This is a genomic window from Rhodococcus sp. PD04 (genome assembly GCF_035918275.1).
In the GTDB taxonomy this organism is placed as follows: Bacteria; Actinomycetota; Actinomycetes; order Mycobacteriales; family Mycobacteriaceae; genus Rhodococcus; species Rhodococcus rhodochrous.
The window spans coordinates 2875033-2901332 of record NZ_CP142143.1; the positions used below are offsets into that span (position 1 = coordinate 2875033).

Annotated in this window: 27 protein-coding genes, 1 tRNA gene and 1 riboswitch; of the genes, 3 read left to right on the forward strand and 25 right to left on the reverse strand. The window is 69.7% G+C overall.

What is annotated here, in order from left to right:
• Positions 1-56 precede the first annotated feature (56 nt).
• The 11 genes from gcvP to U9J23_RS13310 form a co-directional block, all read right to left on the reverse strand.
• Entirely contained in the window at positions 57-2909 is a 2853-nt protein-coding gene (gene gcvP, locus U9J23_RS13260) for an aminomethyl-transferring glycine dehydrogenase (protein ID WP_326598289.1), read from the reverse strand.
• A 162-nt stretch (positions 2910-3071) separates the two neighbouring features.
• A riboswitch (glycine riboswitch) is annotated at positions 3072-3167 on the reverse strand.
• Between the two features lie 104 nt (positions 3168-3271).
• A complete protein-coding gene (locus U9J23_RS13265; RefSeq protein WP_016694271.1) occupies positions 3272-3898 on the reverse strand; it encodes a MerR family transcriptional regulator in 627 nt (208 codons plus the stop codon).
• Positions 3899-4140: 242 nt separating this feature from the next.
• Positions 4141-4614, reverse strand: a complete 474-nt coding sequence (locus U9J23_RS13270) for a bifunctional nuclease family protein (RefSeq protein WP_059384135.1) — start codon at positions 4612-4614, stop codon at positions 4141-4143.
• A gap of 150 nt (positions 4615-4764) precedes the next feature.
• Positions 4765-5502 carry a transcriptional regulator FtsR gene (ftsR, locus tag U9J23_RS13275; protein WP_085470271.1) on the reverse strand — a complete coding sequence of 246 codons (738 nt, stop codon included), beginning with the start codon at positions 5500-5502 and terminating at the stop codon, positions 4765-4767.
• Positions 5502-5963 carry a glycogen accumulation regulator GarA gene (gene garA, locus U9J23_RS13280; RefSeq protein WP_006552746.1) on the reverse strand — a complete coding sequence of 154 codons (462 nt, stop codon included), beginning with the start codon at positions 5961-5963 and terminating at the stop codon, positions 5502-5504. The genes ftsR and garA overlap by 1 nt, the downstream gene beginning before the upstream one ends.
• A 155-nt stretch (positions 5964-6118) precedes the next feature.
• Positions 6119-6523: a glycine cleavage system protein GcvH gene (gene gcvH / locus U9J23_RS13285; protein WP_059384134.1), complete on the reverse strand. Its 405-nt coding sequence runs from the start codon at positions 6521-6523 to the stop codon at positions 6119-6121.
• A 42-nt stretch (positions 6524-6565) separates the two neighbouring features.
• Positions 6566-7327: a DUF881 domain-containing protein gene (locus U9J23_RS13290; protein WP_230825444.1), complete on the reverse strand. Its 762-nt coding sequence runs from the start codon at positions 7325-7327 to the stop codon at positions 6566-6568.
• 2 nt (positions 7328-7329) lie between these two features.
• Positions 7330-7689 carry a small basic family protein gene (locus U9J23_RS13295; protein WP_006552743.1) on the reverse strand — a complete coding sequence of 120 codons (360 nt, stop codon included), beginning with the start codon at positions 7687-7689 and terminating at the stop codon, positions 7330-7332.
• Positions 7686-8549 carry a DUF881 domain-containing protein gene (locus U9J23_RS13300; RefSeq protein WP_059384132.1) on the reverse strand — a complete coding sequence of 288 codons (864 nt, stop codon included), beginning with the start codon at positions 8547-8549 and terminating at the stop codon, positions 7686-7688. The genes U9J23_RS13295 and U9J23_RS13300 overlap by 4 nt, the downstream gene beginning before the upstream one ends.
• Before the next feature lie 4 nt (positions 8550-8553).
• Positions 8554-9156: a CDP-alcohol phosphatidyltransferase family protein gene (locus U9J23_RS13305; protein ID WP_006552741.1), complete on the reverse strand. Its 603-nt coding sequence runs from the start codon at positions 9154-9156 to the stop codon at positions 8554-8556.
• Positions 9157-9266: 110 nt separating this feature from the next.
• Positions 9267-9884, reverse strand: a complete 618-nt coding sequence (locus U9J23_RS13310) for an NUDIX hydrolase (protein ID WP_059384131.1) — start codon at positions 9882-9884, stop codon at positions 9267-9269.
• Positions 9885-10082: 198 nt separating this feature from the next.
• Here U9J23_RS13310 and U9J23_RS13315 point away from each other — a divergent pair, with 198 nt between their 5' ends.
• Entirely contained in the window at positions 10083-11111 is a 1029-nt protein-coding gene (locus U9J23_RS13315; protein WP_085470272.1) for a phosphotransferase family protein, read from the forward strand.
• A gap of 54 nt (positions 11112-11165) precedes the next feature.
• The gene (locus tag U9J23_RS13320) at positions 11166-11561 is read left to right on the forward strand and encodes an MmcQ/YjbR family DNA-binding protein (RefSeq protein ID WP_059384129.1); all 396 of its coding nucleotides are present in this window, start codon (positions 11166-11168) and stop codon (positions 11559-11561) included.
• A 21-nt stretch (positions 11562-11582) separates the two neighbouring features.
• Here the strand turns inward: U9J23_RS13320 and U9J23_RS13325 are convergent, their stop codons facing one another.
• Both U9J23_RS13325 and U9J23_RS13330 read right to left on the reverse strand, forming a co-directional pair.
• Positions 11583-11999: a VOC family protein gene (locus U9J23_RS13325; RefSeq protein WP_059384128.1), complete on the reverse strand. Its 417-nt coding sequence runs from the start codon at positions 11997-11999 to the stop codon at positions 11583-11585.
• Between the two features lie 123 nt (positions 12000-12122).
• Complete coding sequence (locus tag U9J23_RS13330; RefSeq protein ID WP_326598307.1) at positions 12123-12902, reverse strand: NAD(P)-dependent oxidoreductase; 780 nt, start codon at positions 12900-12902, stop codon at positions 12123-12125.
• Between the two features lie 153 nt (positions 12903-13055).
• Between U9J23_RS13330 and U9J23_RS13335 the strand changes: the two genes are divergently transcribed.
• Complete coding sequence (locus tag U9J23_RS13335) at positions 13056-14045, forward strand: AraC family transcriptional regulator (protein ID WP_326598309.1); 990 nt, start codon at positions 13056-13058, stop codon at positions 14043-14045.
• A gap of 195 nt (positions 14046-14240) precedes the next feature.
• On the opposite strand, the gene U9J23_RS13340 is transcribed toward U9J23_RS13335, so the two are convergent.
• From U9J23_RS13340 to steA, 12 genes are all read right to left on the reverse strand, one after another.
• Positions 14241-14314 (reverse strand) — tRNA-Pro (locus U9J23_RS13340).
• 97 nt (positions 14315-14411) lie between these two features.
• Entirely contained in the window at positions 14412-15842 is a 1431-nt protein-coding gene (gene der / locus U9J23_RS13345; RefSeq protein WP_016695593.1) for a ribosome biogenesis GTPase Der, read from the reverse strand.
• A complete protein-coding gene (gene cmk, locus U9J23_RS13350) occupies positions 15839-16501 on the reverse strand; it encodes a (d)CMP kinase (protein WP_085470279.1) in 663 nt (220 codons plus the stop codon). The genes der and cmk overlap by 4 nt, the downstream gene beginning before the upstream one ends.
• 29 nt (positions 16502-16530) lie before the next feature.
• Complete coding sequence (locus U9J23_RS13355) at positions 16531-17763, reverse strand: pseudouridine synthase (RefSeq protein ID WP_229582054.1); 1233 nt, start codon at positions 17761-17763, stop codon at positions 16531-16533.
• A gap of 10 nt (positions 17764-17773) precedes the next feature.
• On the reverse strand, positions 17774-18406 hold the full coding sequence (gene scpB, locus U9J23_RS13360; RefSeq protein WP_085470280.1) for an SMC-Scp complex subunit ScpB: 633 nt from the start codon (positions 18404-18406) through the stop codon (positions 17774-17776).
• A gap of 206 nt (positions 18407-18612) precedes the next feature.
• Complete coding sequence (locus U9J23_RS13365) at positions 18613-19446, reverse strand: segregation and condensation protein A (protein ID WP_059384192.1); 834 nt, start codon at positions 19444-19446, stop codon at positions 18613-18615.
• A 68-nt stretch (positions 19447-19514) separates the two neighbouring features.
• Positions 19515-20498 (reverse strand): ParA family protein, encoded by a 984-nt coding sequence (locus U9J23_RS13370; protein ID WP_370670873.1) that lies wholly within the window; start codon positions 20496-20498, stop codon positions 19515-19517.
• Positions 20499-20632: 134 nt separating this feature from the next.
• Positions 20633-21604 (reverse strand): site-specific tyrosine recombinase XerD, encoded by a 972-nt coding sequence (gene xerD / locus U9J23_RS13375; protein WP_059384124.1) that lies wholly within the window; start codon positions 21602-21604, stop codon positions 20633-20635.
• Between the two features lie 3 nt (positions 21605-21607).
• Positions 21608-22234, reverse strand: a complete 627-nt coding sequence (locus tag U9J23_RS13380) for an NUDIX domain-containing protein (RefSeq protein WP_085470276.1) — start codon at positions 22232-22234, stop codon at positions 21608-21610.
• Between the two features lie 5 nt (positions 22235-22239).
• A complete protein-coding gene (locus tag U9J23_RS13385; protein ID WP_080968395.1) occupies positions 22240-23994 on the reverse strand; it encodes a CTP synthase in 1755 nt (584 codons plus the stop codon).
• Positions 23995-24153: 159 nt separating this feature from the next.
• On the reverse strand, positions 24154-25104 hold the full coding sequence (locus tag U9J23_RS13390) for a copper transporter (RefSeq protein ID WP_272267614.1): 951 nt from the start codon (positions 25102-25104) through the stop codon (positions 24154-24156).
• Positions 25101-26285: a putative cytokinetic ring protein SteA gene (gene steA / locus U9J23_RS13395; RefSeq protein ID WP_016695508.1), complete on the reverse strand. Its 1185-nt coding sequence runs from the start codon at positions 26283-26285 to the stop codon at positions 25101-25103. Before steA ends, U9J23_RS13390 begins: the two co-directional genes overlap by 4 nt.
• Positions 26286-26300 lie beyond the last annotated feature (15 nt).

The following is a 26300-nucleotide window of genomic DNA, read 5'->3' on the forward strand; positions in this document are numbered from 1 at the left end:
GAGTTATGCCACTGATGAAGATGGCCGACGGACCCGTCCGTCGGCCATCCCCGGCATCAGCCGCTGTACGCCTCCAACGGCGGGCACGAGCACACCAGATTCCGGTCGCCGTGAGCGCCGTCGATACGCCGCACCGCCGGCCAGACCTTGGCCCGGCTCTTCCCCATCGGGAACACCGCGATCTCCCGCGAGTACGGGTGGTTCCACTCACCCACCAGGCATTCCGCGGTGTGCGGAGCCCCGCGCAGCGGGTTGTCCTCCACCGGCCACTCCCCTGCCCCGACGCGGTCGATCTCCTCACGGATCGAGATCATCGCGTCGATGAACGCGTCGAGTTCGGCGATGTCCTCGCTCTCGGTGGGTTCGACCATGAGGGTGCCGGCCACCGGGAAGCTCATCGTCGGCGCGTGGAAACCGTAGTCGGCCAGACGCTTCGCGACGTCGTCGACCGTCACCCCCGTCGCCTTCGTCAGCGGCCGCAGATCGAGGATGCACTCGTGGGCGACCATGCCGGTCTCCCCCGTGTACAGCACCGGGAAATACTCGTCGAGACGACGCGCGATGTAGTTCGCCGACGCGATCGCCGTCAGCGACGCGCGACGCAGTCCCTCGGCACCCATCATCTTGATGTACGCCCAGGTGATCGGCAGGATCGACGCCGACCCGTAGGGTGCCGCCGAGACCGGTCCCGCTCCCCCGAGTCCCGGCTCCGCCGGGTGACCCGGCAGATACGGGGCCAGATGCGAGCGGACACCGATCGGGCCGACACCCGGACCGCCGCCACCGTGCGGGATGCAGAACGTCTTGTGCAGGTTCAGGTGGCTCACATCGCCACCGAACTTGCCCGGCCGCGCCAGACCCACGAGAGCGTTGAGGTTGGCGCCGTCGATGTACACCTGACCGCCGGCGTCGTGCACCGCACCGCAGATGTCGGCGATGTCGTGCTCGTAGACACCGTGCGTCGACGGATAGGTGATCATGATCGCGGCCAGACGCGCACCGTGGTCGGTGATCTTGGCACGCAGGTCGTCGAGATCGACGTCGCCGTTCGGGCGGCACGCGACGACCTCGACACGCATGCCCGCCATCACGGCGGACGCGGCGTTGGTGCCGTGCGCGCTCGACGGGATGAGGCAGATGTCCCGATCGGTGTCGCCACGGTCGAGGTGGTAGTGGCGGATCGCGAGCAGGCCCGCGTACTCGCCCTGGCTGCCCGCGTTGGGCTGCAGGCTCACGGCGTCGTAACCCGTCACCGCGGCGAGCCAGCCCTCCAGGTCGGCGATGAGACGGCGGATGCCGGCCGTCTGGTCCGCCGGAGCGAAGGGATGCAGACCCGCGAACTCGGGCCAGGTGATGGCCTCCATCTCGGCGGCAGCGTTGAGCTTCATCGTGCACGAGCCCAGGGGAATCATCGTCCGGTCGAGGGCGAGATCCTTGTCGGACAGACGCCGCAGATACCGCATCATCGCGGTCTCGGTGCGGTAGCGAGTGAACGCCTCGTGCTGCAGGAACTCGCTCGTGCGAGCAAGGGCCTGCGGCAGCGCCGTTCCCTCGGCGGCCTCACCGGCGGTGACACCGAAGGCACCCAGGACCGCGTCGACATGCGCCGCGGTGGTCGCCTCGTCGCACGAGATCGACACGTGATCGTCGTCGACCCGGTACAGGTTGATGCCGGCCTCGAGGGCGGCGGCGAGCACGGCATCGACCCGCCCCGGGACGCGCACCAGGACGGTGTCGAAGAACTCGTCGTGCACCACCTCGACGCCGCCGGCGCGTAGACCGTCGGCGAGACGACGGGCGTGCCCGGCGACGCGGCGGGCGATGCCGGTGAGGCCTTCGGCTCCGTGGTACGAGGCGTACATGGCCGCGAGCACGGCGAGGAGCACCTGGGCGGTGCAGATGTTGCTGGTGGCCTTCTCGCGGCGGATATGCTGCTCACGGGTCTGCAACGCGAGGCGGTAGGCCGGGCTGCCGTCCGCGTCCACCGAGACACCGACGAGACGGCCGGGCAGGGTGCGGGTATGAGCGTTGCCGACGGCGAGGTAGCCGGCATGCGGCCCACCGAAGCCCATCGGCACACCGAACCGCTGGGTGGTGCCGAAGCACGCGTCGGCGCCCTGCTCCCCGGGCGGGGTGATCAGGGTCATGGCCAGCAGGTCGGCGCCGACGGCGACGAGCGCCCCGCGGTCGTGGGCCGCCGCGATGATCGGAGCAGCGTCGATGATGCGGCCCGAGGCGCCGGGCACCTGCAGGATCACACCGAAGAACTCGCCCTCGGGCAGTCCGTCGGTGGCGAGGTCGACGGTGACGATCTCGATGTTGAGCGGTTCGGCGCGGGTCGCCAGCACCGCGGCGGTCTGCGTGAACAGGTCGGCGTCGACGACCACGCGCGGGCTCTTGGACTTGCGGTTCGCGCGGCGCAGCAGGGTCATCGCCTCGGCGGCGGCGGTGGCCTCGTCGAGCATCGACGAGTTCGCGATCTCCATGCCGGTCAGGTCGGCGACCATGGTCTGGAAGTTCAGCAGCGCCTCGAGGCGTCCCTGGCTGATCTCCGGCTGGTAGGGGGTGTAGGCCGTGTACCAGGCGGGGTTCTCGATGATGTTGCGCAGCAGCACGGGCGGCGTGAGCGTGTCGTAGTAGCCGTGACCGATCATCGACGTCGCCACGGTGTTCTGCGACGCCAGTGCCTTCAGTTCGGCGAGTACGTCGTGCTCGGAGCGGGGCGCGTCGAGGACGTCGAGGCCGGTCGGCACGTTGTCCGCACGGTCGTCGAGGATGGCGGCCGGCACCGCGGCGGTGGCGAGGGCGTCGAGGGAATCGACTCCGACGACGTCGAGGATCCGGTTCAGGCCGGCGGTGTCGGGGCCGATGTGGCGATCGGCGAAGTTCGAGGTGACGGCATCTGTCATCGCAGCTCCCGGGCTGGTCGGCGAGGTCCACGTGCGCGCGGTCGCGCGAGGTGGTTCCTCCCCCTCTGTCGTGAGCTCGCGGAGCGAGCGCCTGAGAGATTCGGCCGGCCAGAGCCTTTCCCCGTGGGCGGGCGGGTGCTCCCGCCGCTTTCCAGAGACGTCGGAGCTCACGCGGTCCCGGTTGCCTGAGAGATTGACGGGGAGGTGCTGCTCCTTCGGCGCCCGGCTCGGTGTCCGGGTCTCTCCCGCGTGATGGCGACGCGTCTTCGAGTCTAGAACACGTCGCGGGGGTCGAAATACCGCAGGTGCGGAAAGTGCCGCAGGCGGTAGAGCTGAATCAGCAGAGATGATCGGTGGTGTGGTCAGCCGATGCGGCGGTTGATGCGTTCGCGGCGACGCGACGCCAGTTCGTCCTCGGGGCGTTCCTCGACGCCGCCACCGTCGGCGCGTTCGGCGGGGAAATCGGCGATGCTGCCGGTGAGCTCGCGCATCGCGCCGCTCACCGCGATCCCGAAGACGCCCTGCCCGCCCTGCAGCAGGTCGACGACCTCTTCGGGCGACGTACATTCGTAGACGGTGGTGCCGTCGGAGAAGAGAGTGATCTTCGCGAGGTCGCCCACCCCACGGCTGCGGAGATGGTCGACGGCGACGCGGATGTTCTGCAGCGAAACGCCGGTGTCGAGCAGGCGCTTGACGATCTTGAGGACGAGGATGTCCTTGAACGAGTACAGCCGTTGGCTACCGGAACCGGCAGCCCCGCGGATGGACGGTACGACCAGATTCGTGCGGGCCCAGTAGTCGAGCTGGCGGTAGCTGATACCCGCGATCTGGCAGGCGATGGGCACCCGGTAGCCGACGAGCTCGTCGGGCACCGAGTTGTCCGGAAACAGGCCCGGTTGGATCTCGTCGGTCTCGTTCGTCCGCGGCGCCGGATTCGAGCGATCGCCGGAATCGACGCCGAGTGGCTGTCCCTTCGTCCGATCTCGCACTACTGACTCCCTCTCGCGCGCCCAGTTCTGCCTCGCAACGATCGATTGGCGGATCCCCCCGACCACATCCGATCATCGAGCGCTCCCAGGCTCACCGAGTCATCCCTGGCGGATCAACTCAGCGTACGCTCCGGTGTTGGGCGCTGGGCTGCAACACGCCGACCGGAAGGCAACGTTCGACATTACTACCGTTACGGCCGACGCGCGCGTCAACGCTCGCCGCCGTGCGAACGGACGGCGTTTCAGCCGTCCGTCGCCTTGAAATCGTCGGGCGAGACGGAATCGAGGAACTCCTTGAACTTCTCGACCTCGTCCTCCCGCTCGTCGGGCATGACCAGTCCCGCCTCGGTGAGTACCGGTTCCTCGACGTGGACCGGTGCGCCGATGCGCAAGGCCACCGCCACCCCGTCGGAGGGCCGGCAGGACACGCGCATCCCTCCGTCGAAGACCAGATCCGCGTAGAACGTCCCCTCGCGCAGGTCGACGATGCGCACCTCGCGCAGGTTGTGACCGAACGCCTCGAGGAGGTTCTTGATCAGGTCGTGGGTCAGCGGCCGCGCCGGTTCGACCCCCTGCTGTTCGAGGGCGATGGCGGTCGCTTCGTTCTGCCCGATCCAGATCGGCAGATACCGATCGCCGTCGACCTCCCGCAGCAGGAGGACAGGCTGGTTCTGCGGCTGTTCGATACGAATCCCTACTATCCGCATCTCGCTCATCGCGATGCCTCCGTCCTGCTGCTCGTCGGTGGTGGGACCACCCGACAGGTACTGCCTGGAATTCTAGTGTCCTCCAGCGCATCCGTCAGGTGCCGTAGGTCACCACCCGACGGAGGGTCCGTGGTCGCGATCGGCGACGAATGCGTCACGTCAGCGGTCGAGTGCCCCCTGCACCGCCGCCTTCACCAGGCACGTGTGCAACGTCAACGACAGTGCCGCCAATTCGCGCACCATCTCCTCGGCGCGCTGCCGCGCCCCCGCGTCGCGGCCCTTCGCGATCGGGCCGGCGATCTGCGCGACGAGCGCGGCCTCGCGGTCGGCGGCGAGCTTGAATGCCCGCAGATGCCGAACCTCGAGACCGAACTCCGCCATCGCCTTCGCCGTACGGGCGAGCAGCACCGCGTCCTCGTCGAAGAAACCGGCCGGACCCGGCTTGACCAGGCCCGCCCCCACCAACTCGGTGAGGAAGGCCGCGTCGATCCCTGCACGCGTGCACAGATCGTCGCGGCTCACCCGGATCTCGCGGTCGGTGCGCAGATCCTCCGGCGACACTTCGCCACGGGCGACCGCCAGCGGGCGCGGCCGGGTGAGCCGGGTCTCGACCGATCCCACCGTGGCGGCGCCGCGGTCGATGGCCTCGAGCTGCTCCTTGATCACCTTGAGCGGAAGGTACTGATCGCGCTGCGCGGTGAGCACGTACCGCAGACGCTCGCAGTCGGCGATCGAGAAGCGTCGGTAGCCCGAGGGGGTGCGTTCCGGGCTGATCAGTCCCTCGGCCTCGAGGAACCGGATCTTCGAGATCGTCACGTCCGGGAACTCCGGACGCAGGCGGTCGAGCACCGACCCGATCGACATTCCGGCCGGCGCCGGCTGGCGGGCCGCGGTCATCAGCTACCTGCGCCCTGGTTACCTCGCGGACCGGTCAGGAACACCAGCCGGAACTTGCCGATCTGCACCTCGTCGCCGTTCGCGAGGACGGCGGAGTCGACCGGCTCGCGGTTGACGTAGGTGCCGTTGAGGCTTCCCACGTCGACGACCTGGAATTCGCCCTCGTCCTGGCGGAACTCGGCGTGCCGACGGCTGACGGTCACGTCGTCGAGGAAGATGTCGCTGTCGGGATGCCGGCCCGCCGAGGTGGTGGGCTGGTCGAGCAGGAAGCGCGATCCTGCGTTGGGCCCCCGCTTGACCACCAGCAGCGCCGATCCGGCGGGCAGGCCCTCGACACCCGAGACGGGCGCTTCGGTGGTGGCCGAGCCTGCGCCTTCCACTTCGTTCAGGAAGTCGGCGCGAAATACCGAAGTGGTCTCTGCAGGAGTCTCCTCGTAGCCCGCGTTGCCGTTCTCGCTCACCGTTTCTCCTTATCCGTTCGACCACCCGGGTGATCCCGGGCGGTCGCTGATTCGTTCGCCCCGTTCAGGTCCGACACGGCACACGCCATATCCGACCGTACCCCGCGCGGGGGTACTGACGCAGACAGTCGCGGTCACGTTACCTGTCGGGTCCGTCAGCCTTCCGTGATCCCGCGGTAACCTTCTGCGTCGAGCGTCTGCGCGAGGGCCTCGTCGAGGTCGCTCTCGCTGCCGACCTCCACGTCGACGAGCCAGCCGTCCTCGTACGGGCTGCTGTTCACCAGTTCGGGATTCGCGTCGAGTTCCGTGTTGACGGCGGTCACCTTCGCGGTCAGGGGCGCGAACACGTCCGACACGCTCTTGGTGGACTCGACCTCTCCGAAGGACTCTCCGGCGGCGATCTCGGCGCCCGACTCGGGCAGCTGCACGAAGACCACGTCGCCGAGTTGGGACTGTGCGTAGTCGGTGATCCCGATGCGCACGGTCGTCGCGCCCGTCCTGCGCACCCACTCGTGCTCGGGGGTGTACCGCAGATCCTCGGGTGTCGCGAAATCGGTCAAGACTGGTCCTTTCGGAGACGACGTTCGACCGGAACGTCGGATTCAGTTACCGGGCTGAGAGTATTGGCGTGGCTCGATCTCCCGCAAGGCGGACACCTCCACCTGCGGAGACTGTTCCACGGACAATGATCCGCCCGCACGGGCGACCGTGTCGACCACTCCGCCGGGAATGTTCAACGCGGCGGCGAGCGTCGGTCCGTCGCCGATGGCGGTGACGGCGTACGGAGCGTCGAGTCGGCGGTCGTCGACGACGATGTCGCCGCCCGGTCCGGTGACCCAGGAATCGACCCCGATGCGCACGGTCTCCCCGTTCGCCCCGGCGATCTGCATCGTGTCGGCACCCGCCGCGCGCAGCTCCTGGATCATGTCGAGCAGCACCTCCGATCCGACGCCTTCGCGCGGATCGTCGACGGTGAGAACCACTCCGGGTCCGGTGGCGGGTTCGGTGCCGAGCTGCACCGACAGCGTGTACAGGCGCGCCCGGGCCTCCTCGAGTGCCGCTTCCGAGCCTTCCTGTTCGAGACTCGAGAGCGTGCGCTCGAGTTCGGTGATCTCCTGGCGGAGAGCGGCTTCGCGGCGGTTGAGACTGTCGAGCAGTACGAGCAGGTCCGCGGGGCGCGCCGAGTCGAGGGCGTCACCGGTGTCGGTGGTGCGCACCTGGGTGGCGATGCCGGCGCCGAGGAGGACGACGAGAATCGCCGCCAGGACGAGGAAGACGCGTTGCGAGCGGGTGGCGTGGCGTGCCGCGGATCCGGCGGCGGTGTCCGTGTCGGGCGCTGGGTCGGGCTGTTGCGGTTCGGTCACGGTCAGGCTCCGAACAGGCGACGACGCAGGGCGGCAGCGTTTCCGAAGATGCGGATGCCGAGGACGACGATGACCGCGGTCGACAGCTGGGTGCCCACGCCGAGCTGGTCGCCGAGCCACACGATCAGTGCGGCGACGAGGACGTTGAAGACGAACGACACCACGAACACCTTCGCGTCGAAGATGTCGTCGAGATAGGCGCGCAGCCCGCCGAAGACCGTGTCGAGTGCGGCGACCACCGCGATGGGCAGGTAGGGCTGCACGACGTCGGGTACCTGTGGGCTGAACACGATTCCGGCGCCGATCCCGATCGCCAGTGCGAGCACCGCGTAGAGCGCGTGACCGTGTTCGAGTCGCTTCACCTGTACCCCGTTTCTCCGCTGCTGCCGAGCTTCCGGACCGTGGCGGCCGGAAGCTCGAGATCGTCCTCCTCGGTGAGGGCGAATCCCACCCCGTAGAGCTGTCGGATCCCCGCAATGCGCAGGTAGGCGTCGCTGACGACGAAGGACGTCTGCAGCCGGGACGGAGATCCCACCGCCGAGACCGTGTACGGGGAGAATACGGGCCGGTTGTCGACGAGCATCGCTCCCCCGGCCTGCCGGATGGTGACGCCGGGACCGACCCGTACGCCACCGACCTCGATGGCCTCCGCCCCGGCCGCCCACAGCGCGTTGACAACCGATTGCAGGTCGCGGTCGAGGACGAGCGCGGTGGGCCGGTCCTCGAGTCGCGTCGCATCCGACAGGTTCGGGCGTGCGGCGGGTTCGGTGAGGGTGACCGTGACCCCCGGACCGCGCACGGGTGTCGCCGCGGCCGCGGTCTCGGCATCGCGGAGTTCGTCAAGGACGCTCGCGCCGTCACCTCCGTCGGAGAACAGGGCGGTGCGTCGTTCGTCGATCGCGGCGCCGAGTTCATCGCGCCGAGCGGTGAGCGCGGCGATGCGTTCGTCCCCTGCGCGGAGGGAATCGAGGATCTCGGCGCGGGTGCTGTCGGTGCCTGCCTGCACGTCGGCGTTCTGCGCGTACGCGACGCCGATCACGAGGCCGGCGAGGAGAACTCCGGCGCCGAGCCACGCGCGCGAAGCCCGCGGTGAGGTGCTCGGCCGCCCTGCGGCCCGGTCCGCGGCGGACGCGGCGTAGCCGGGGTCGAGATGGTCCTCGAGGAGTGACTTCAGGAGCGAGGGCACCGGATTGCGCCGGATGCGTTCCCACGCGCGGCTCATCGGATCACCGTCCGGCCGGCACGATCCGTGCCGTCACGACGGCCTGCCCGAGGTACAGCAGTCCGGTCCACACGTACAGCACGGTCCCCCAGATCAGGGCAGCCCAACCGAGCGGGCCGGTGATCGGCTCCGAGGCGGGCACGGCGACGGCCCCGAGCATCAGCGGCAGCGCGCACATGAGCAGGAAGGTCGCGCCCTTGCCGAGGTAGAGCACGTCCGGCGGGGGCAGTTCCCGGCGCCGGTAGACGGCCAGGGTCGGGGCCAGGACGAGTTCGCGGCCGACGAGGATCACCGCGATCCACCAGGGCACGATGTCGCGCGCCACGAGGGCGACGAGGGTGGCCACGATGTAGAGGCGGTCGACGGCGGGATCGAGGAGGGCGCCCAGGCGGGAGGTCTGATCGAGCAGGCGGGCGAGTTTGCCGTCGGCCCAATCGGTGATGCTGCTCGCGGCCAGCAGGATGAGCGCCCAGACGTCGGCGTGGGCGACGAGGACGAGATAGAGGAAGACTGGCACACCCAGAAGCCGTACGAAGCTGAGGACGTTCGGCACGGTGAGGATGCGGTCCGATCCGCGCGCGTCGGCGGTTCCGGTCGCATCGGTCATGGTGGGCCGCTCCGTGTTCTCGTGAGGTCGTTCTCGTCGTGCCCTCGCGGAGTTCCGTTCGGGCGCGGAGTCCAGCCTTCCACAGCCGCGCGACCGGAGATTCCGGGGTGTCAGCGCCAGGCGAAGACCGGCTGCTCGAGACCGTCGATGCGGGTGGCCCGCCGGCGCAGCACGACCTCGCGGAACTGGTAGACCACCGCAGCGGTCGGTGCGTGCACCAGGTGACCGCGGAAGGGCCACTGGATCACCGGCTTGTCGGATTCGGGGATGGAGACGAAGCGCGGATCGACATCGAGTTCGTCGGTGGTGACGGCGAAGAGCACGTCGACCTCGTCGGGGCTGGGCTTCAGATCGGTCACGGCGGTGTCCGACCACACGACGAACGGCGACATGACGTAACCGGAGCGGGTGACGTAGTCGTCGAGCCGGCCGAGGACGGTGTCGGACCCGAGGTCGAGACCGAGTTCCTCGTGCAGTTCACGCAGCGCGGCCTCCTCGGGCTGCTCCCCCTCGTCCAGACGCCCGCCCGGCAGCGCGAACTGGCCGGGATGTGCCCGTAGCCGCGTCGGTCGCCGCGTGAGGGGCATGACGGGATTGCCGTTCCCGTCGTCGAGCACCGCCACGACGACGGCTGCGTGCCGGCGGCCGTCGAGCGGCAGTCGACGCGAATCGAACGCGTCCAACGCGTCGCGGACGTTGTCTCGGTCGAGAGGATGAGCATCGGGCATGGGTCGACAGTAGTTCGTCACAACCGCACCGGCGGGTAGGCGCACGTCGTGGCCGGTGCCGGTGATGTGACTGCCCGGCTGGAGATATTCTGAATATTCATAGTTTCCGTTCCGTCCGGATTATCTCTGCGAGGGTGGGAGTTCTCCGGACACGGATCCCGCCCGCCGTCATAGTGGGAGCCGACGGAAAGGAGCTCGATGAACGACGTGCCCGCCGGCCTCGACCTCGATGCGCTCGATGCCTATCTGCAGAACTCCGCCCCCGACCTGTTCTCCGGTCCCCTCCGCGCCCGCCTGATCAGTGGCGGGCGCTCGAATCTCACCTACGAGGTGACCGACGGCGACCGGCGGCTGGTGCTGCGCCGTCCCCCACTCGGGCACGTCCTCGCCACCGCCCACGACATGGCCCGCGAGTACCGCGTCATCTCCGCACTCGCAGGCACCGCAGTACCGGTCCCCCGCTCGTACCTGCTGTGCGAGGACGATTCGGTCCTCGGCGCGCCCTTCTACCTCATGGATCTGGTCGTGGGCACGCCGTATCGCACCGCGGAGCAACTCGAACCGCTCGGCGCCGAGCGCACGCGCGTGATCTCCGAGCGGATGGTCGACACCCTGGCAGCGCTGCACGCGGTGGACCCGGCCACCGTAGGACTCGAGGACTTCGGCCGCCCCCAGGGCTTCCTCGAGCGGCAGGTGCGGCGCTGGACCACCCAACTCGAGAACTCGCACAGCCGGGACCTCGACGGCGCCGACGAGCTGCACCGGCTGCTCGTCGACAATCTGCCGGGCGACGGCGAGGTCGGCATCGTGCACGGCGACTACCGCCTCGACAACGTCCTCGTCGACGACGACGACAAGGTGGTCGCGGTGCTGGACTGGGAGATGGCCACGCTCGGCGATCCCCTCACCGATGTGGCGTTGCTGCTGGTCTACCAGCGGCTGGCACGGGAGGACACGGGGTTCCCCGTCTCGACGGTGTCCCGCGCTCCGGGTTTCCTCGGCGACGACGAACTGCTCGCGCGATACGAGGCCGCCGGTGGACGCGACCTGTCGGACATGGCGTTCCATCTCGCCCTCGCCTACTACAAGCTCGCGGTGATCCTCGAGGGCATCTACTTCCGGTTCCGTCAGGGCAAGACGGTCGGCGAAGGGTTCGAGAAACTCGGCCACGGTGTCGAACCGCTGTTGCACGGCGGTATCGATGCGCTGAAGAGCCGGAAGAGTTGATCCCGAGGAGTTGATCCCGCGGCTGATGTCGGAGGCGCTCGGTACGCTCCGCTCATGCCGCATCCGGTGATGTTCGACGAGGCGGATCCCCTGCTCGCCCGTGTGCGCTCGCTCGCGCTGGCCCTGCCCGGCGCCTCCGAGAGGATCTCGCACGGCCGTCCGTTCTTCTCCACCCGGACGGCCTTCGCGGTCTACGGAGGCGGCGAGAAGGGCACCCGCGCACCGTTTCCCCGCTCCCTCATCGTCAAGCCCGACGAGGAGGAGCGCCGCGCGCTGCTCGAGGAACCGCACACCTACGTGCCGATGTATTTCGGACCGTCCGGGTGGGTCGGATACGACCTCGCCCGTCCGGAGGTGGACTGGGACGAGGTCGCCGAGCTGCTCGACATGTCCTATCGGCAGACCGCGCCCCCGAAGCTGGTGCGCGAACTCGACGCCCGCCTCGGCTGACGGGCGCCGAACGGCGCGGGTTCAGCCCTGCTGGTCGCCGATGCTGACCATCCACGACACGCCGAAGCGATCGGTGCACATGCCGAACAGATCGCCCCACGGGGCACGCTCGAGCGGCATGTCGACGCGACCGTCCGCGGTCAGTGCGTCCCACCAACCCCGGAGCACGCTCTCGTCGTCCCCACTGAGCGAGAGCGAGAAGTTCGTGCCGGGCGTGTAGCCCGTTCCCTGCGGGGTGTCCGAGGCCATGAGCACGAAACCGCGGTCGGTGGTGAGCATCGAGTGCATCACCTTCGCGTTCTCGCTCGGATCGTCCCAGTCGTGCATGTCGCCGAATGTGCTCACCGTCAGCTCACCACCTAACACCGACCTGTAGAACTCCATGGCCTCGCGTGCGGAATCGCGGAATGCGAGATAGGGATTGAATCGTGTGGTCATCGTGGTCCTTTCGCGGGTGCCGTAGGGCACGGATGGTGCCGCACGAAGAATGACCGTCCGCCGACGCATTTCTCATCGTGGACGGTGCGCACCCCGCTCCGGGAGCGTTCGGCGCGATCCGTGTCAGGAGACCGCCACTGTGGCGCGGGCGTACTCGGGTCGGTCGACCAGATCGGCCAGCACGCGCCCGACCGCACGTCGCGGGATCGCCCACGACGAGACGTCGCCGTCGGACACCGTTGCCTCGGCGTCGTCGCCGTCGGTGAGGTTCACCGGCTGCACGATGGTCCAGTCGAGATCGCTGGAGCGCACGAGGGCGTCCTGACGTTCGGTATCGGCGATCTGCGGGCCCAGCAGCGCCCGGAACATCAGGCGGTACCGGGCGGGCAGCCGGTCGCGGGTCGGGCCCGTGCCGTACGACGTCTGGACGATCAGGCGCCGCACGCCGTGCCGTCGCATGGCGTCGACGACGGTGCGGGTGCCGCGCGAGCGCACGTCGAGAGGTGTGCGGGCGGGCCCGCGCAGACGTACCCGCACCGGGTTCTCGCGGATGCCGAGTGTGACCACTACGGCTTCCTGCCCGTGCACGGCGCGTTCGACGTCGGAGTCGCGGACGGCGTCGCCGGTCACGACCGTGACGCGATCCCCGGACGACCCGGCGGTGTCGGAGGTGCCGAACGATTCGGCGGTGTCGGAGGTGCCGAACAATTCGGCGGTGTCGGAGGTGCCGAACAATTCGGCGGTGTCGGAGGTGCCGAACAATTCGGCGGTGTCGGAGGTGCCGAACAATTCGGCGGTGTCGGGATTGCGGACGAGTGCGGTGACGTCGTGTCCGCGGTCGAGCAGGGCGGAGACCGCGGCGCGTCCCGAACCTCCGGTCGCCCCGATGACCAGAACCTTCATGGTGTCCTCACAATCTCTGTGGTGCAGCGGATTTCGTCTACGAGTCCACGCTAGGGAGCCGGTGGTGGACGTTCCATGCCCGTCCGTCCCGGTTTCCTGCCCGTTCGTCCCGCTCCCCTGGACGTACGGGCGTGCGGGCGCGATCGTGGGAGCGTGACCGACCAGGATCGTGGAACGACCTATCCCTGGACACCCGGAGAACCGCTCGCGGAGGTTCTGCACCTGCTGCGGATGCGCGGAGTGTTCTACTGCCGGTCGGAGGTGAGCGCTCCGTGGGCCCTGGAGATGCCGGCTTTCGAGGACTGCGCCAGTTTCCACGTGGTGGTCTCCGGGGAGGCGGTGCTCGATGTGCCGCGCGCCGACGAGAATGCGGTGCGACTCGTGCCCGGTGATCTCGCGGTGGTGCCGCACGGAGCCGGGCACGTGATCCGCAGCGAACCGGCGCCGCTGCATGCGGGACGGGTGGATCTGTTGCCGCAGGAGATGATCGGCGAGCACTGCTCGGTGCTGCGGTACGGCGGCGGCGGTGACCGCACCGTGCTGGTGTGCGGGATCGTGGAGTTCGGGCATCCGACGGCCCGGCGCCTGATGCGGTCGCTGCCGCCGGTGCTGCGCTCCGGCACCGCCGCGGCCTCCCGCGGGGGCGCTGTGCGCTTCCTGCTCGATCTGATGGCCGAGGAGGCCGCGCGGATGCGGCCGGGTGGTGAGGCGGTTCTGACGCGACTGGCGGATGTTCTGGTGATCCTCGCGATGCGCGAATGGATGGACTCCGGGGCGGCGGATCGCAGCGGTTGGCTTCTCGCACTGCGCGACCCGCACATCGGTCGCGCGCTGGCGGCGGTGCACCGTGCCCCGGAGCATCCGTGGACGGTGGCGACGCTGGCGCACGAGGCCGCGATGTCCCGGTCGGCGTTCGCGGCGCACTTCACGGACCTCGTGGGTGAACCCGCGATGCAGTACGTGACGCGGTGGCGGATGGAGTCCGCGCTGACGGCACTGCGTGAGGGCGCCTCGGTGGCGGAACTGGCGGCACGATCCGGTTACGAGTCGGAGGCGGCGTTCGCGCGGGCGTTCAAGAGGATGACGGGGCTGACGCCTGGGTCGGCGCGCCGAGCCGTCCCGAATGCGACGACACCCCGGTGAGGTGGGTCCGGGTGTCGATCGTGTCGGGTTCGGGGCGCCGGGCTCAGAAGGACCAGATCTCGTTCCGTCATCGCCTTCACGGGCGGAGATGGGCGCATCTGCCCACAGGAACCAGCGCCGACACGTCCCTACAACCGACACGGCTCCACAGACGAAAAAATCCCTTCCGACCGGAGTCGGAAGGGATTTTCACTGTCGGGCTGACAGGATTTGAACCTGCGACCACTTGACCCCCAGTCAAGTGCGCTACCAAGCTGCGCCACAGCCCGTCCGCGCTCTCTCCGAGCGCTCTCAGAGATTACAACAGGAACGGACCGAAACACTAATCGGCTGGTCAGCGCGTTTTCACGACCGGGCGCCGGGAGCTCACTTGCGGCGGTCGCGCTTCTCCCGCACACGCACCGAGATCCGAACGGGGCTGCCGTCGAAGTTGAACTCCTCACGCAGACGACGCTCGAGGAAGCGGCGGTAGCCGGCCTCGAGGAAGCCTGTCGTGAACAGCACGAAGGTCGGCGGGCGGGTGGCCGCCTGGGTGGCGAACAGCACCCGGGGCAGGCGACCGCCACGCATCGGCGGCGGAGTCGCGGCCACGACCTCCTTGAGCCACGAGTTCAGGCGTCCGGTCGAGATGCGCTTGTCCCACGACTCGAGCGCGGTCTCCATGGCCGGGACGAGCTTCTGCACGGCGCGACCGGTCTTGGCGGAGATGTTCACCCGCGACGCCCACGGCACCCGCAACAGGTCCCGGTCGATCTCGCGGCCGAGTTCGTAGCGGCGGTCCTCGTCGACGAGATCCCACTTGTTGAACGCGATCACCAGGGCGCGACCGGACTCGACGACCATCGTGATGACCCGCTGGTCCTGCTCGGTGATGGGCTGAGAGGCGTCGATGAGCAACACCGCCACCTCGGCCGCATCGATCGCACCCCGCGTGCGCAGGGAGGCGTAGAACTCGGCGCCGGACGCACTGTTGACGCGCTTGCGCAGACCGGCGGTGTCGACGAACCGCCACGGCTTGCCGCCGAGCTCGACGATCGAGTCCACCGGGTCGACGGTGGTGCCGGCGATGTCGTGCACCACCGATCGCTCGTCACCGGCGAGCTTGTTGAGCAGGCTCGACTTGCCGACGTTCGGCTTGCCCACCAGCGCGACGCGGCGAGGTCCTTCCCCACCGGTGCCCTCACGGGGCGTGGCCGGCAGCTTGGCGAGAAGCTCGTCGAGCAGGTCGCCGGTGCCGCGGCCGTGAGTGGCCGATACCGAGTAGGGCTGGCCGAGTCCGAGGGACCACAGGGCTGCGGCTTCGGACTCGACGCGGTCGTCGTCGACCTTGTTCGCCACGAGCAGCACCGGTGTCTTGGACCGGCGCAGCACCTTCGCGACGGCCTCGTCGACGCTGGTGGCGCCCACGGTGGCGTCGACGACGACGAGGATCGCGTCGGCGGTGCGCATCGCGACCTCCGCCTGGCGGGCCACGGACTGCTGCATGCCCTTCGCGTCGGGCTCCCATCCGCCGGTGTCCTGCACCATGAATCGGCGGCCGTTCCACGACGCCTCGTACGAGACGCGGTCGCGGGTGACGCCCGGGACGTCCTCGACGACCGCTTCGCGTCGGCCGATGATGCGGTTGACCAGGGTGGACTTGCCGACGTTCGGTCGGCCGACCACGGCGACGGTCGGGACCGGGACGAACTCCTCGAGGTCGCCACCCTCGGCGAACTCGATGTCCCAGTCGCCTTCTTCCGACCAGGTGCCGTCGCCGTCGAACCCGGTGTAATCGGTGCTCAGGTCGTCGCTCACAGCTTCGCTCCAGTCTGCTCGGCGACCACCGCGAGCAGCGCGGCGATCACCTCGTCGATGTTCATGTCGCTGGTGTCCACGACGACCGCGTCGTCCGCCGCGCGCAGCGGGGACACCGCGCGGGTGGAGTCGAGGTGGTCGCGGCGCTGCACCGCAGCGAGGACCGCCTCGTAGTCGTCGCCGCGACCCTCGGCGATGTTCTGGTTGTTGCGCCGGTGCGCGCGGGCCTCCGCCGAGGCGGTGAGGAAGATCTTCACATCCGCGTCGGGGAAGACGACCGTGCCGATGTCGCGTCCTTCGATCACGACGCGGCGCTCGGCGCGGCCGAGCCGCTGCTGCGCCTCGACGAGCAGAGTGCGTACCTCGGGCACGGCGGAGACCGCGGAGACCGCGGCCGTGACCTCGGCGCCGCGGATGATCTCGCGCACGTCGTCCCCGTCGAGACGGATGTCCTCGACGGTGGGGTCGGTGCCGATCGACCACGGCAGGTCGGCGGTGACCGCGGCGATCGCCGCCGGATCGGTCAGATCGGTGCCGCGGCGCAGGGCGTGCAGCGTCGCGATGCGGTACATCGCGCCGGTGTCGAGATAGGCGGCCCCGAGGTGCTGCGCGAGCCGCTTGGAGACGGTGGACTTGCCCGTGCCGGACGGGCCGTCCATCGCGACGATCAACGCGTCGCCCGGGGCGGTCACAGCTGCACCGCCTGGTACAGGCCCCCGACCTCGTTGCGGCCGAGGACACGGAGGGTGCCGGGACGCTGGTCGCCGAGCGCCACGGGACCGATGTTGGTGCGCACGAGCCGGATCACGGGGAAACCGACCGCATCGAGCAGGCGTCGCACGATGTGCTTGCGGCCCTCGTGCAGCACGAGCCGCACGAGCGATTGGCCCTCGTGGACCTCGAGCAGCGAGAACTCGTCGACGGAGGCGGGTCCGTCCTCGAGTTCGATGCCGGCCTTGAGCTGCTTGCCGACACCACGGGCGAGCACACCCTTGACGGTCGCCAGGTAGGTCTTGGGCACCTCGAAGGACGGGTGCATCAACCGGTGCGCGAGTTCACCGTCGTTGGTGAGCAGCAGCAGACCTTCGGTGTCGGCGTCGAGACGACCGACATGGAACAGGCGCTGTCCGGCGGCGACGCGTTCGGAGACGATGTCGCCGACACACGGACGGCCGAGGTCGTCGGACATCGTGGACTGCCAGCCGCGGGGCTTGTTCAGCACGAGGTGCACGAGATCCTTGTTGATGACGACGCGCACGCCGTCGACCCGGATCACCGCGTTCTCCGGGTCCACACGCAGACCCTGCTCGACGACGATACTGCCGTCGACCTCGACGCGACCTGCGGCGATGAGTTCCTCGGCGGCGCGGCGCGAGGCGACGCCGGCCTGGGCGAGGACCTTCTGCAGCCGCACACCTTCACCGGCGGGCAGCTGGGCGTGGCCGGCTTCACGGTGCTGGTGCCGCGCGGGACGGGCGTTGCTCACGGTCGGAACGACGCGCTGCGCCGCGCGCTTGGCGGCAGGCTTGGCGCCGGGACGACCGGGCTTGCCGGTCGAGGTGCCCTTACGGTGCGGCTTGCGGCCGGCGGCCGGCTGGGCAGGATTGCGGCCACCTGCCGACTGGGCCGGCTTGCGGCCCGCGGCCGACTGGCCGGGAGTGGCCCGGCGATCGGAGCGGGATGAGTCGGTGCGTTCCCCCGAACGGGGAGCCCCTGCGCGCCCCGAACGGGGAGCTTCGGTGCGTCCGCTGGAACGCGGTGCTTCGGTGCGTCCTCCGGAACGCGGTGCTTCGGTGCGTCCTCCGGAACGCGGTGCCTCCGCGCGTCCCGAGCGGGATCCCCCGGCGTTGCGCGCATTCGCGCTGCGGGGATTGTTTCTTCTACGGTCCGGTGTGCCATCACGGCGAGCGGGTGTATTCACTTGGTTCCTGTCAGTTCTCTGGATCGAACTCCGCGGGCGAGAGAGTCTCGGGACGCGCGTTCCTACCCATTCTCTCAAATCGTGGGTCCGACTCGAGACTGTCGGCGATGTCGTCGATCACATCGACATCGGGCAGAAGCGGCGCAACGGGCGGAAGATCCTGTAGAGATGCCAGGCCGAGGCGTTCCAGGAACAGCTCCGTGGTGACGTAGAGCGTGCCGCCGGTCTCCGGATCGGTGCCCGCCTCGGCGATCAGATCACGCGCCAGCAGGGTGCGCATCACCCCGTCGACGTTGACGCCACGCACGGCACCGACGCGACTGCGCGTCACCGGTTGCCGGTAGGCGATCACCGCGAGCGTCTCGAGTGCGGCGCGAGTGAGCTTGGTGCGCGCGCCGCCCTGCAGCAGCTTCTCGACGTAGGGCGCGAAATCGCGGCGGGTGTAGAAACGCCAACCGTCGCCGGCGAACCGCAGGTCGATGCCGGAGCCGCGCGCGGTGAGCTCCTGCGCGAGACGCCGCAGCGCGGCCTCCGCACGGTCGGCGGTGACCCCGATGGCGGTCGCGAGCTGCTCGGTCGGCGCCGGGGTGTCGACGACGAGCAACAGCGCCTCGAGTGCTGCGGTGAGTTCGTCGTCGGCGATCTCGAGAAGTTCACCGTCCCACGCGCGCTCCGGCGCGGCAGTATCGTCCGCGCGCTCCGGCGCGGCAGTATCGTCCGCGCGCTCCGGCGCGGCAGTATCGTCCGCGCGCTCCGGCGCAGCACTGTCGTCCCCGCGCTCCCGAGCGGTGTCGTCCGTGTTCTGGGGTGCAGTGTCGTCCGCGTGCCCCCGCGCGACGGTGTCGTCGCTCACCCGTAGTCCTCCTCGAAATCGATGGCCTCCCCGTCGGTCTCCCCCGTCCACGCGACCTGCAGGTGTCCGAGGGGGTCGGGTTGTTCGAAGGTGACGGCGCGTTCGCGGTAGAGCTCGAGCAGCGCGAGGAACCGGGCGACGACGAGCAGCCCGAGATCACAGTCGGCGACGAGCTCGTCGAATCCGACCCAGACACCGGCGCCGCGGGCGCGCAGCAGACCGAGGATGTGGGCGGCCTGTTCGGGAACCGACACCTTCGGGGTGTGCAGGTGGTCGAGGCCGACGGTCGGGGGCGGCTTGGGCCGGAACGCCGCGGCCGCGATCTCGGCGAAGCGGTGCGCGTCGACGCCGAGCACGACCTCGGGAACGAGATTCTCGTAACGCTCCTCGAGCGACACAGCGCGCGGATAGCGGCGCAGGGCCGCGGCCTCGAGTGCGGCGAACTGTTCGGCGATCTGCTTGTAGGCCCGGTACTGCAGCAGACGCGCGAACAGCAGGTCGCGGGCCTCGAGCAGGGCGAGGTCCTCGGGGTCGTCGACCTCGCCGGCGGGCAGCAGCCGGGCGGCCTTGAGGTCGAGCAGGGTCGCGGCGACGACCAGGAACTCGGTGGTCTGGTCGAGGCCGAGTTCGGGGCCGAGTTTGCGGGTGTAGGCGATGAAGTCGTCGGTGACCTCGTGGAGAGCCACCTCGGTGACGTCGAGGCGACGCTGCGAGATGAGGGTGAGCAGCAGGTCGAACGGGCCCTCGAAGTTGCGCAGGCGCACGTGGAAGCCCGAGGTGGTCTCCTCGACCTGCGGATCGGCCGGTTCGGTGGGTTCCTCGAGGACCACCGCGTCGACCTCCGCGTCGGGTGCCGTGCCGGTGTCCGCCGAGTCCTGGACGGGAGCGTGCACGGGGCTCAGCGACCGCTCCGGTGGATCACTTCCCGCGCGAGGGCGCGGTACGACTCGGCGCCGGCGGAGGTGGGCGCCCAGCGGGTGATGGGTTCGCCGGCGACGCTGGTCTCGGGGAACTTGACGGTGCGGTTGATGACGGCGTCGTAGACGAGATCGCCGAAGACCTCCACGACCCGCGACATCACCTCACGTCCGTGCAGGGTGCGCTGGTCGAACATGGTGACGAGGATGCCGGCGACGGCGAGCTTCGGGTTGAGCCGGTCGCGGACCTTGGCGACGGTGTCGTTGAGCAGCGCCAGGCCGCGCAGGCTGAAGAACTCGCATTCCATGGGGATGAGCACCGAGTCGGCGCACGCGAGCGCGTTGACGGTGAGCAGTCCGAGCGACGGTTGGCAGTCGACGAGGATGTAGTCGTAGCGGTCGAGCATCGGGTACAGGGCGCGGCCCAGGGCCTGTTCGCGGCCGACCTCGGAGACGAGCTGGATCTCGGCCGCCGACAGGTCGATGTTGCTCGGCAGCAGGTCGAGGCCCTCGACGTGGGTGCGCACGAGCACGTCGTCGGTGGACACCCGTGGTTCGACGAGCAGGTTGTGGACGGTGAGATCGAGATCGTGGTGGGCGACACCGAGTCCGGCGGACAGTGCGCCCTGCGGATCGAGGTCGACGAGCAGGACGCGGCGCCCGTACTCGGCGAGGGACGCCCCGAGGTTGATGGTCGAGGTGGTCTTGCCGACCCCGCCCTTCTGGTTGCACATCGCGATGATGCGGGCCGGTCCGTGGGTGGACAGCGGAACCGGTTCCGGGACGGGACGTCGTGGCCGGCCGGTCGGTCCGAGATCGGGCTCGGCGGCGGGTCCCGCGCTGGTGGTCGGCTCGGTGGTGGACGTTCTGTCGGTGTCCTCGCGGCCGTGTGCGTCGACCGGGACGGTGTTCGGCCGGAGGTGCTCCGGCTCCATGTACGTGGCGGGTGGCCGAGGTGTGCCCACGTTCGGTACTCCCCCTGTCTTGCGACCCAGATGTCTTCTCGTCGACCCGTCGGGTGGCCCGGCGGCTCGTCCCCAGAACGCTACCGCTTCGTCGGCAGGATCACCGCACGGACACGCGTCGGTCGCGGAGTCGGTCATCGTGCGCGCGGATGCGCCTGTGCCCACACTTCACGGAGGGCACCGGCGGTGACCAGGGTGTATATCTGCGTGGTCGTCACAGAAGCATGCCCCAGTAACTCCTGTACCACGCGTACGTCGGCGCCTCCGTCGAGGAGGTGGGTTGCGAACGAGTGCCGCAGCGTGTGCGGGGACACCCCGACGTCGACTCCGGCGCGTTCGGCGGCGGTCTGCAGCACCTTCCACGCGCTCTGCCGGGACAGGCGGCCGCCGCGCGCGTTGAGGAAGACCGCGGCGGTGCGGCCGGTTGCCAGGGCGGGTCGTCCCCGCACGAGATAGGCGTCGAGCGCGCCGAGCGCCGGGCGTCCGACCGGCACGAGGCGTTGTTTGCCGCCCTTGCCGCGCAGCAGCACGGTGCGCGATTCGGTGTCGATGTCGTCGACGTCGAGTCCGACGGCCTCGGAGATGCGGGCGCCGGTGGAGTACAGCAGCTCGAGCAGTGCGCGGTCGCGCAGGCTGCGGGGTCCGTCGGCATCGGGGGCGGCGGCGTCGAGGATCGCGGTGACCTGGTCGACGGTCAGTGCCTTGGGCAGGCGACGTCCGGGCGCCGGGGGTTTGACGGTGCGGGCGACGTCGACCGGGGTCTGTCCTTCGGCGGCGGCGAAGCGGTGCAGGCCGCGCACGGCGATCAGGGCGCGGGCGGCCGAGCTCGCTGCCAGCGCCGGGCGGTTGCGTTCCGGGTCTCCGCGGCGCAGGCTCGCGGCGAAGTCGCTGATGTGGTGTTCGTGCACGTCGGCGAGGTCGCCGATGTGGATGTCGGTGAGGTGTTCGACGTAGCGCAGCAGGTCGCGGCGGTAGGAGGCGAGGGTGTTCGCCGCGACCCCCCGTTCGACGGTCAGGTGCGCGAGATAGGCGTCGAGTTGCCCGGTGAGTGTCGGGGACGGCTGCGGAGCGACCTGCGTGGCGGGACGCTCCTCACCGGGCAGCACCGCTCACCCCTCCGCGCGCGTGCGGGCGAAGGTGGTGGGCCGGTCCGGCCACGGTGCGTCCGGGGCGCGGGTCGCGGTGCCCGTCGCGCGGGCGGTCGCGAACGCGAGGAGACCGGACACCGCGGTGGCGTTGACGATCTCCCCGCGCAGCACCATCGCCACGGCCTCGTCGACGGGCACGCGGCGGACCTCGAGATCGGCCTCCTCGTGCTCGGGTTCGGGCCGGTCGACCTCGCTCAGGCCGCGGGCGGCGAAGACGCGCACGGCTTCGTCGGTGAATCCGGGTGAGAGCGCGATGTCGACGAGCAGTTCCCAGTCGGCGGCGGCCAGGCCGGTCTCCTCGGCGAGTTCGCGGCGGGCGGTGTCGAGGGGGTCCTCGCCGGGTGCGTCGAGCAGTCCGGCGGGCAGTTCCCACAGTCGCCGGCCGAGCGGGTGCCGGTACTGGTGCACGAGTACCACCCGGTCCTGTTCGTCGACGGCCACCACCGCGACCGCGCCGTGGTGTTCGACCACTTCGCGTTCGGCGGTGTGCCCGTCGGGCATCGCCACGTCGTCGACGCGCAGCGACACGATGGCGCCCGTGTAGATCCGCCGGCTCGCCAGGGTGCGGAAGTCGTGTCGCTGCGTCATGTCGACTACTCGGCGTCGCCGGCGGTGGACGTCGACGCGGTCGAGCCGACCGATTCCTCGGAGGTGCCGTTCTCGCCGTGGATGTCGACCGGGAGTCGTTCGGCCGCCTTGTACTGCAGTGCCGCGGCGACGAGGCCGGAGAACAGCGGGTGCGGGCGGGTGGGCCGGCTCTTGAGCTCCGGGTGCGCCTGGGTAGCGACGAAGAACGGATGCGTCTCGGCCGGGTACTCGACGAACTCGACGAGCCGCCCGTCCGGGGAGGTGCCGGAGAACACCAGACCGGACTTGGCGATCTTGTCGCGGTAGGCGTTGTTGACCTCGTAGCGGTGCCGGTGCCGTTCGGAGACCTGCTCGCTGCCGTAGGCCTTGGCCACGACCGAGCCCTTCTTCAGCACGGCCGGGTAGGCGCCCAGTCGCATGGTGCCGCCGAGATCGGCCTCACCGGCGACAGCCTGTTCCTGGTCCGCCATCGTGGAGATCACCGGGGCGGTGGTGTCGGGATCGAACTCGGTGGACGAGGCGTCCTCGATGCCGACCGAGCGGGCGGCCTCGATGACGACGCACTGCAGGCCCAGGCACAGGCCGAGCAGCGGGATCCGGCGGGTGCGGGCGAACCGGATGGCGCCGAGCTTGCCCTCGATGCCGCGGATGCCGAAGCCGCCGGGGATCAGGACGGCGTCGACGTCGCCGAGGTGCTTCTCGGCACCGGCCTCGGTCTCGCACTCGTCGGAGGCGACCCAGCGGATCCTGACCTTCGCGCGGTGCGCGAAACCGCCGGCGCGCAGCGCCTCGGTGACCGACAGGTAGGCATCGGGCAGGTCGATGTACTTGCCGACGAGCGCGACCTCGACGGTCTCTCGGGGGTTGTGGACCCGCTCGAGCAGGTTGCCCCACACGGTCCAGTCGACGTCCCGGAAGGGCAGACCGAGCTGGCGCACGACGTAGGCGTCGAGGCCTTCGCTGTGCAGCACCTTCGGGATGTCGTAGATGCTCGGCGCGTCGGGGCAGGAGATGCAGCCGGCGACGTCGACGTCGCACATCAGCGAGATCTTCGCCTTGAGCGAGGCCGGCACGTCGCGGTCGCAGCGCAGCACGAGCGCGTCGGGCTGGATACCGATGTTGCGCAGTGCGGCCACGGAGTGCTGGGTCGGCTTGGTCTTCAGCTCACCGGACGGCCCGAGATAGGGCACGAGCGAGACGTGCAGGAAGAAGCAGTTGTCGCGGCCGACCTCGTGGCGCACCTGGCGGGCGGCCTCGAGGAAGGGCTGCGACTCGATGTCGCCGACGGTGCCGCCGATCTCGGTGATCACCACGTCGGGGGTCTGCCCCTCGGCGTCGGGTGCGGCCATCGCGAGGATGCGGCGCTTGATCTCGTCGGTGATGTGCGGGATGACCTGCACGGTGTCGCCGAGATACTCGCCGCGGCGTTCCTTGGCGATGACCGTGGAGTACACCTGGCCGGTGGTGACGTTCGCGTCGGCGGACAGGTCGCGGTCGAGGAAGCGCTCGTAGTGGCCGACGTCGAGGTCGGTCTCTGCGCCGTCCTCGGTGACGAAGACCTCACCGTGCTGGAACGGATTCATCGTGCCGGGGTCGACATTGAGGTACGGGTCGAGCTTCTGCATCGTCACGCGCATGCCGCGTGCGGTGAGCAGGGTGCCCAGGCTCGACGCTGTGAGCCCCTTGCCGAGAGAGGACGCGACGCCCCCGCTGACGAAGATGTGCTTGGTAGGGGTACGCGAGTGGCGTGACTGTGGCAAAGAGGCTCCCGTGACGTCAGGTGCAGGACTTTTGGACTGATGCGATACAGCTGGGGCCTGCCGACCCACGGAACTTCACGGTAACACCTCCGTGGGCGGGTGCGTACCCGACTCGCGATTGCGGACCCCCGGTGCAATCGACGTCACAGGCGGCGACGCTCAGCGGGCCGGGGAACCGACGGTGACGGCGGTGGCGCTCGGCCCCGTCCCGTACCGGCCGCTGCCCCCGTCGTACTGCTCTCGCAGCGCCAGGACCGTCGTCAGGCGCCCCGATTCGCGGTCGAGGTTGTCGACCGTGGACAGACCCGCGGCGAGTGCCGCGTCGGCCCGTACGACGGCGATCGGTCCGTTGCCCTCCGCCGCCCCGGTGCGGCCGGCGAGCACCGCGCCGGCCCCGCGGCCGTCGACGACCCCGGCGAAGCGCGCGACGAGCGACCCGCGGTTGCCGGCGCGTTCGGCGTTGCCGCTGTGGTCGCCGGTGACGACGAGGGCGCTCTGGGCCGGTTCGACCTGACTGTCCTCGTAGGTGATGAAACCGCCGCTGCGCAGCGTGGTCAGGGCGAGGGCGCGTTCCTCGGGGGTACTGCGCGGTTGTCCGGTGCCCGGGTCGACGAGCAGCACCGCGCCGAGCAGATCCCCGGCGAGGCTGCCGGGGTCGACGGCGCCGGTCTGCAGTTCCACCCCGGCGGGCACGACGTTGGTGACGGTCGTGCGGAGCTGGTCGGTGCCGGAGGCGTCGACGAACGAGTCGGTCAGCGCGATCCGGGCGGTGACCCGGCCGCCGGCGTCACCGACGGACCGCACGACGGCGTCGACGTCCTCGGGGGCGGCGTCCGGGGTGGTCACGAGAAGGACGGTGCGGTCGCGTAGTTCGTCACGCACGATCCGCGGGCCGATGGTCGAGTCGAACCCGTCGGCGGCGAGCAGTTGGGCTTCGAGCCGGCTGCCGTGGTCCTCGGCCTCCTGGACCTCGCGGCGCAGCTCGACCTTGTCGTCGCGTAGACCGGAGACGACGCTGTCGGCCAGCAACCCGGAGCCGAGCACGATCCCGACCGCCAGGCCGAGGAACACCGCCACCAGGGAGACGACGTGATGGCGCATCGAGATCACGCGCGCAGACCCCGGATCCACTCCACTGCGGACTCCCACCACTGACGGGCGAGTTCGACGACGTCGCCACCGAGATTGGACACGGCGAGCGCGGCGATCACGGCGATGAGCGCCGCGAAGACGAGCAGGGCGATCACGCCGCCCGAGACGCGGCTGCGGTAGAGGGTGGCCACCGCCTTCGCGTCGACGAGTTTCGGTCCGACCTTCAGGCGGGTCATCACCGCCGACGGGTTGGTGTCGCGGCGGCCGTGGTCGAAGAACTCGTCGAGCGAGACAGTGCTGCCGACGGTCACCACCAGCGCCGCGCCGTGATGCTCGACGAGCAGCAGCGCCAGGTCGGTGGGGGTGCCGACGGCGGGGAAGGTCATCGCGCCGATGCCGAGATCCTGGATCCGCTCGAGACCCGGGGCGTGGCCGTCCGGGTCGGCGGGCAGCACCACTTCGGCGCCGGACTTGAGGGTGGAGGTGCCGATCTCGTCGGGGTCGCCGACGATGAGGTCGGGGCGGTAACCCGCTTTGCTCAGGGCGTCCGCGCCGGGGCCGACCCCCACCAGGATCGGCGAGTACTCCTTGATGAACGGCTTGAGGTCCTTGAGGTCCTGCACGTGCCCGGGGCCGTCGGAGACGACGACGACGTGCCGGTCGCGCAGGTCCAGGTCGATGTCGGGGATGCCGACGCCGTCGATGAGCAGCGGGCTCTCCGAGCGGATGAACTCGATGGTGTTGCCCGAGAACGCCTCGAGGTGGTCGACGAGCCCGGTCCGCGCCTCGATCATGCGGTCGGAGATCTCGATGTCGGTCTGCTCGTCACCCTCGATGAGCAGCTTCTCCCCCGCGTACACGCCACCCTCGTGCACCCGGACCTTCGCGCCGTCCTTGATCTTCTTGAAGACCTCGGTGCCGACGTTGTCGACGAGCACGATGTCGTGCGCGACGATCACCTCGGGACCGAGATTCGGGTATCGGCCCGAGATCGACGGAGAGGCGTTGATCACCGCGGTGACGCCCGCTTCCACGAGCGCGTCGGCGGTGACGCGATCGAGGTCGATGGCGTCGAGGACGACCACGTCGCCGGGACCGATCCGGCGCAGCAGTTTCGCGGTGTTCCTGTCGACCCGGGCAATGCCACTCACTCCGGGCAACGTTTCGTTGTTACGGGACAGCAGCGCCGGCATCTTCATGGAAGAGATGATGCG

Coding starts and splice junctions, on each gene's coding strand:
- U9J23_RS13330 (WP_326598307.1), bottom strand. CDS start 12,902: ATGAAGGTTCTGGTCATCGGGGCGACCGGAGGTTCGGGACGCGCCGCG.
- U9J23_RS13305 (WP_006552741.1), bottom strand. CDS start 9,156: ATGACCGATGCGACCGGAACCGCCGACGCGCGCGGATCGGACCGCATC.
- steA (WP_016695508.1), bottom strand. CDS start 26,285: ATGAAGATGCCGGCGCTGCTGTCCCGTAACAACGAAACGTTGCCCGGA.
- U9J23_RS13300 (WP_059384132.1), bottom strand. CDS start 8,549: ATGAGCCGCGCGTGGGAACGCATCCGGCGCAATCCGGTGCCCTCGCTC.
- U9J23_RS13325 (WP_059384128.1), bottom strand. CDS start 11,999: ATGACCACACGATTCAATCCCTATCTCGCATTCCGCGATTCCGCACGC.
- gcvP (WP_326598289.1), bottom strand. CDS start 2,909: ATGACAGATGCCGTCACCTCGAACTTCGCCGATCGCCACATCGGCCCC.
- ftsR (WP_085470271.1), bottom strand. CDS start 5,502: ATGACCGCGGCCCGCCAGCCGGCGCCGGCCGGAATGTCGATCGGGTCG.
- cmk (WP_085470279.1), bottom strand. CDS start 16,501: ATGGACGGCCCGTCCGGCACGGGCAAGTCCACCGTCTCCAAGCGGCTC.
- U9J23_RS13270 (WP_059384135.1), bottom strand. CDS start 4,614: ATGAGCGAGATGCGGATAGTAGGGATTCGTATCGAACAGCCGCAGAAC.
- U9J23_RS13310 (WP_059384131.1), bottom strand. CDS start 9,884: ATGCCCGATGCTCATCCTCTCGACCGAGACAACGTCCGCGACGCGTTG.
- U9J23_RS13320 (WP_059384129.1), top strand. CDS start 11,166: ATGCCGCATCCGGTGATGTTCGACGAGGCGGATCCCCTGCTCGCCCGT.
- U9J23_RS13315 (WP_085470272.1), top strand. CDS start 10,083: ATGAACGACGTGCCCGCCGGCCTCGACCTCGATGCGCTCGATGCCTAT.
- U9J23_RS13380 (WP_085470276.1), bottom strand. CDS start 22,234: ATGACGCAGCGACACGACTTCCGCACCCTGGCGAGCCGGCGGATCTAC.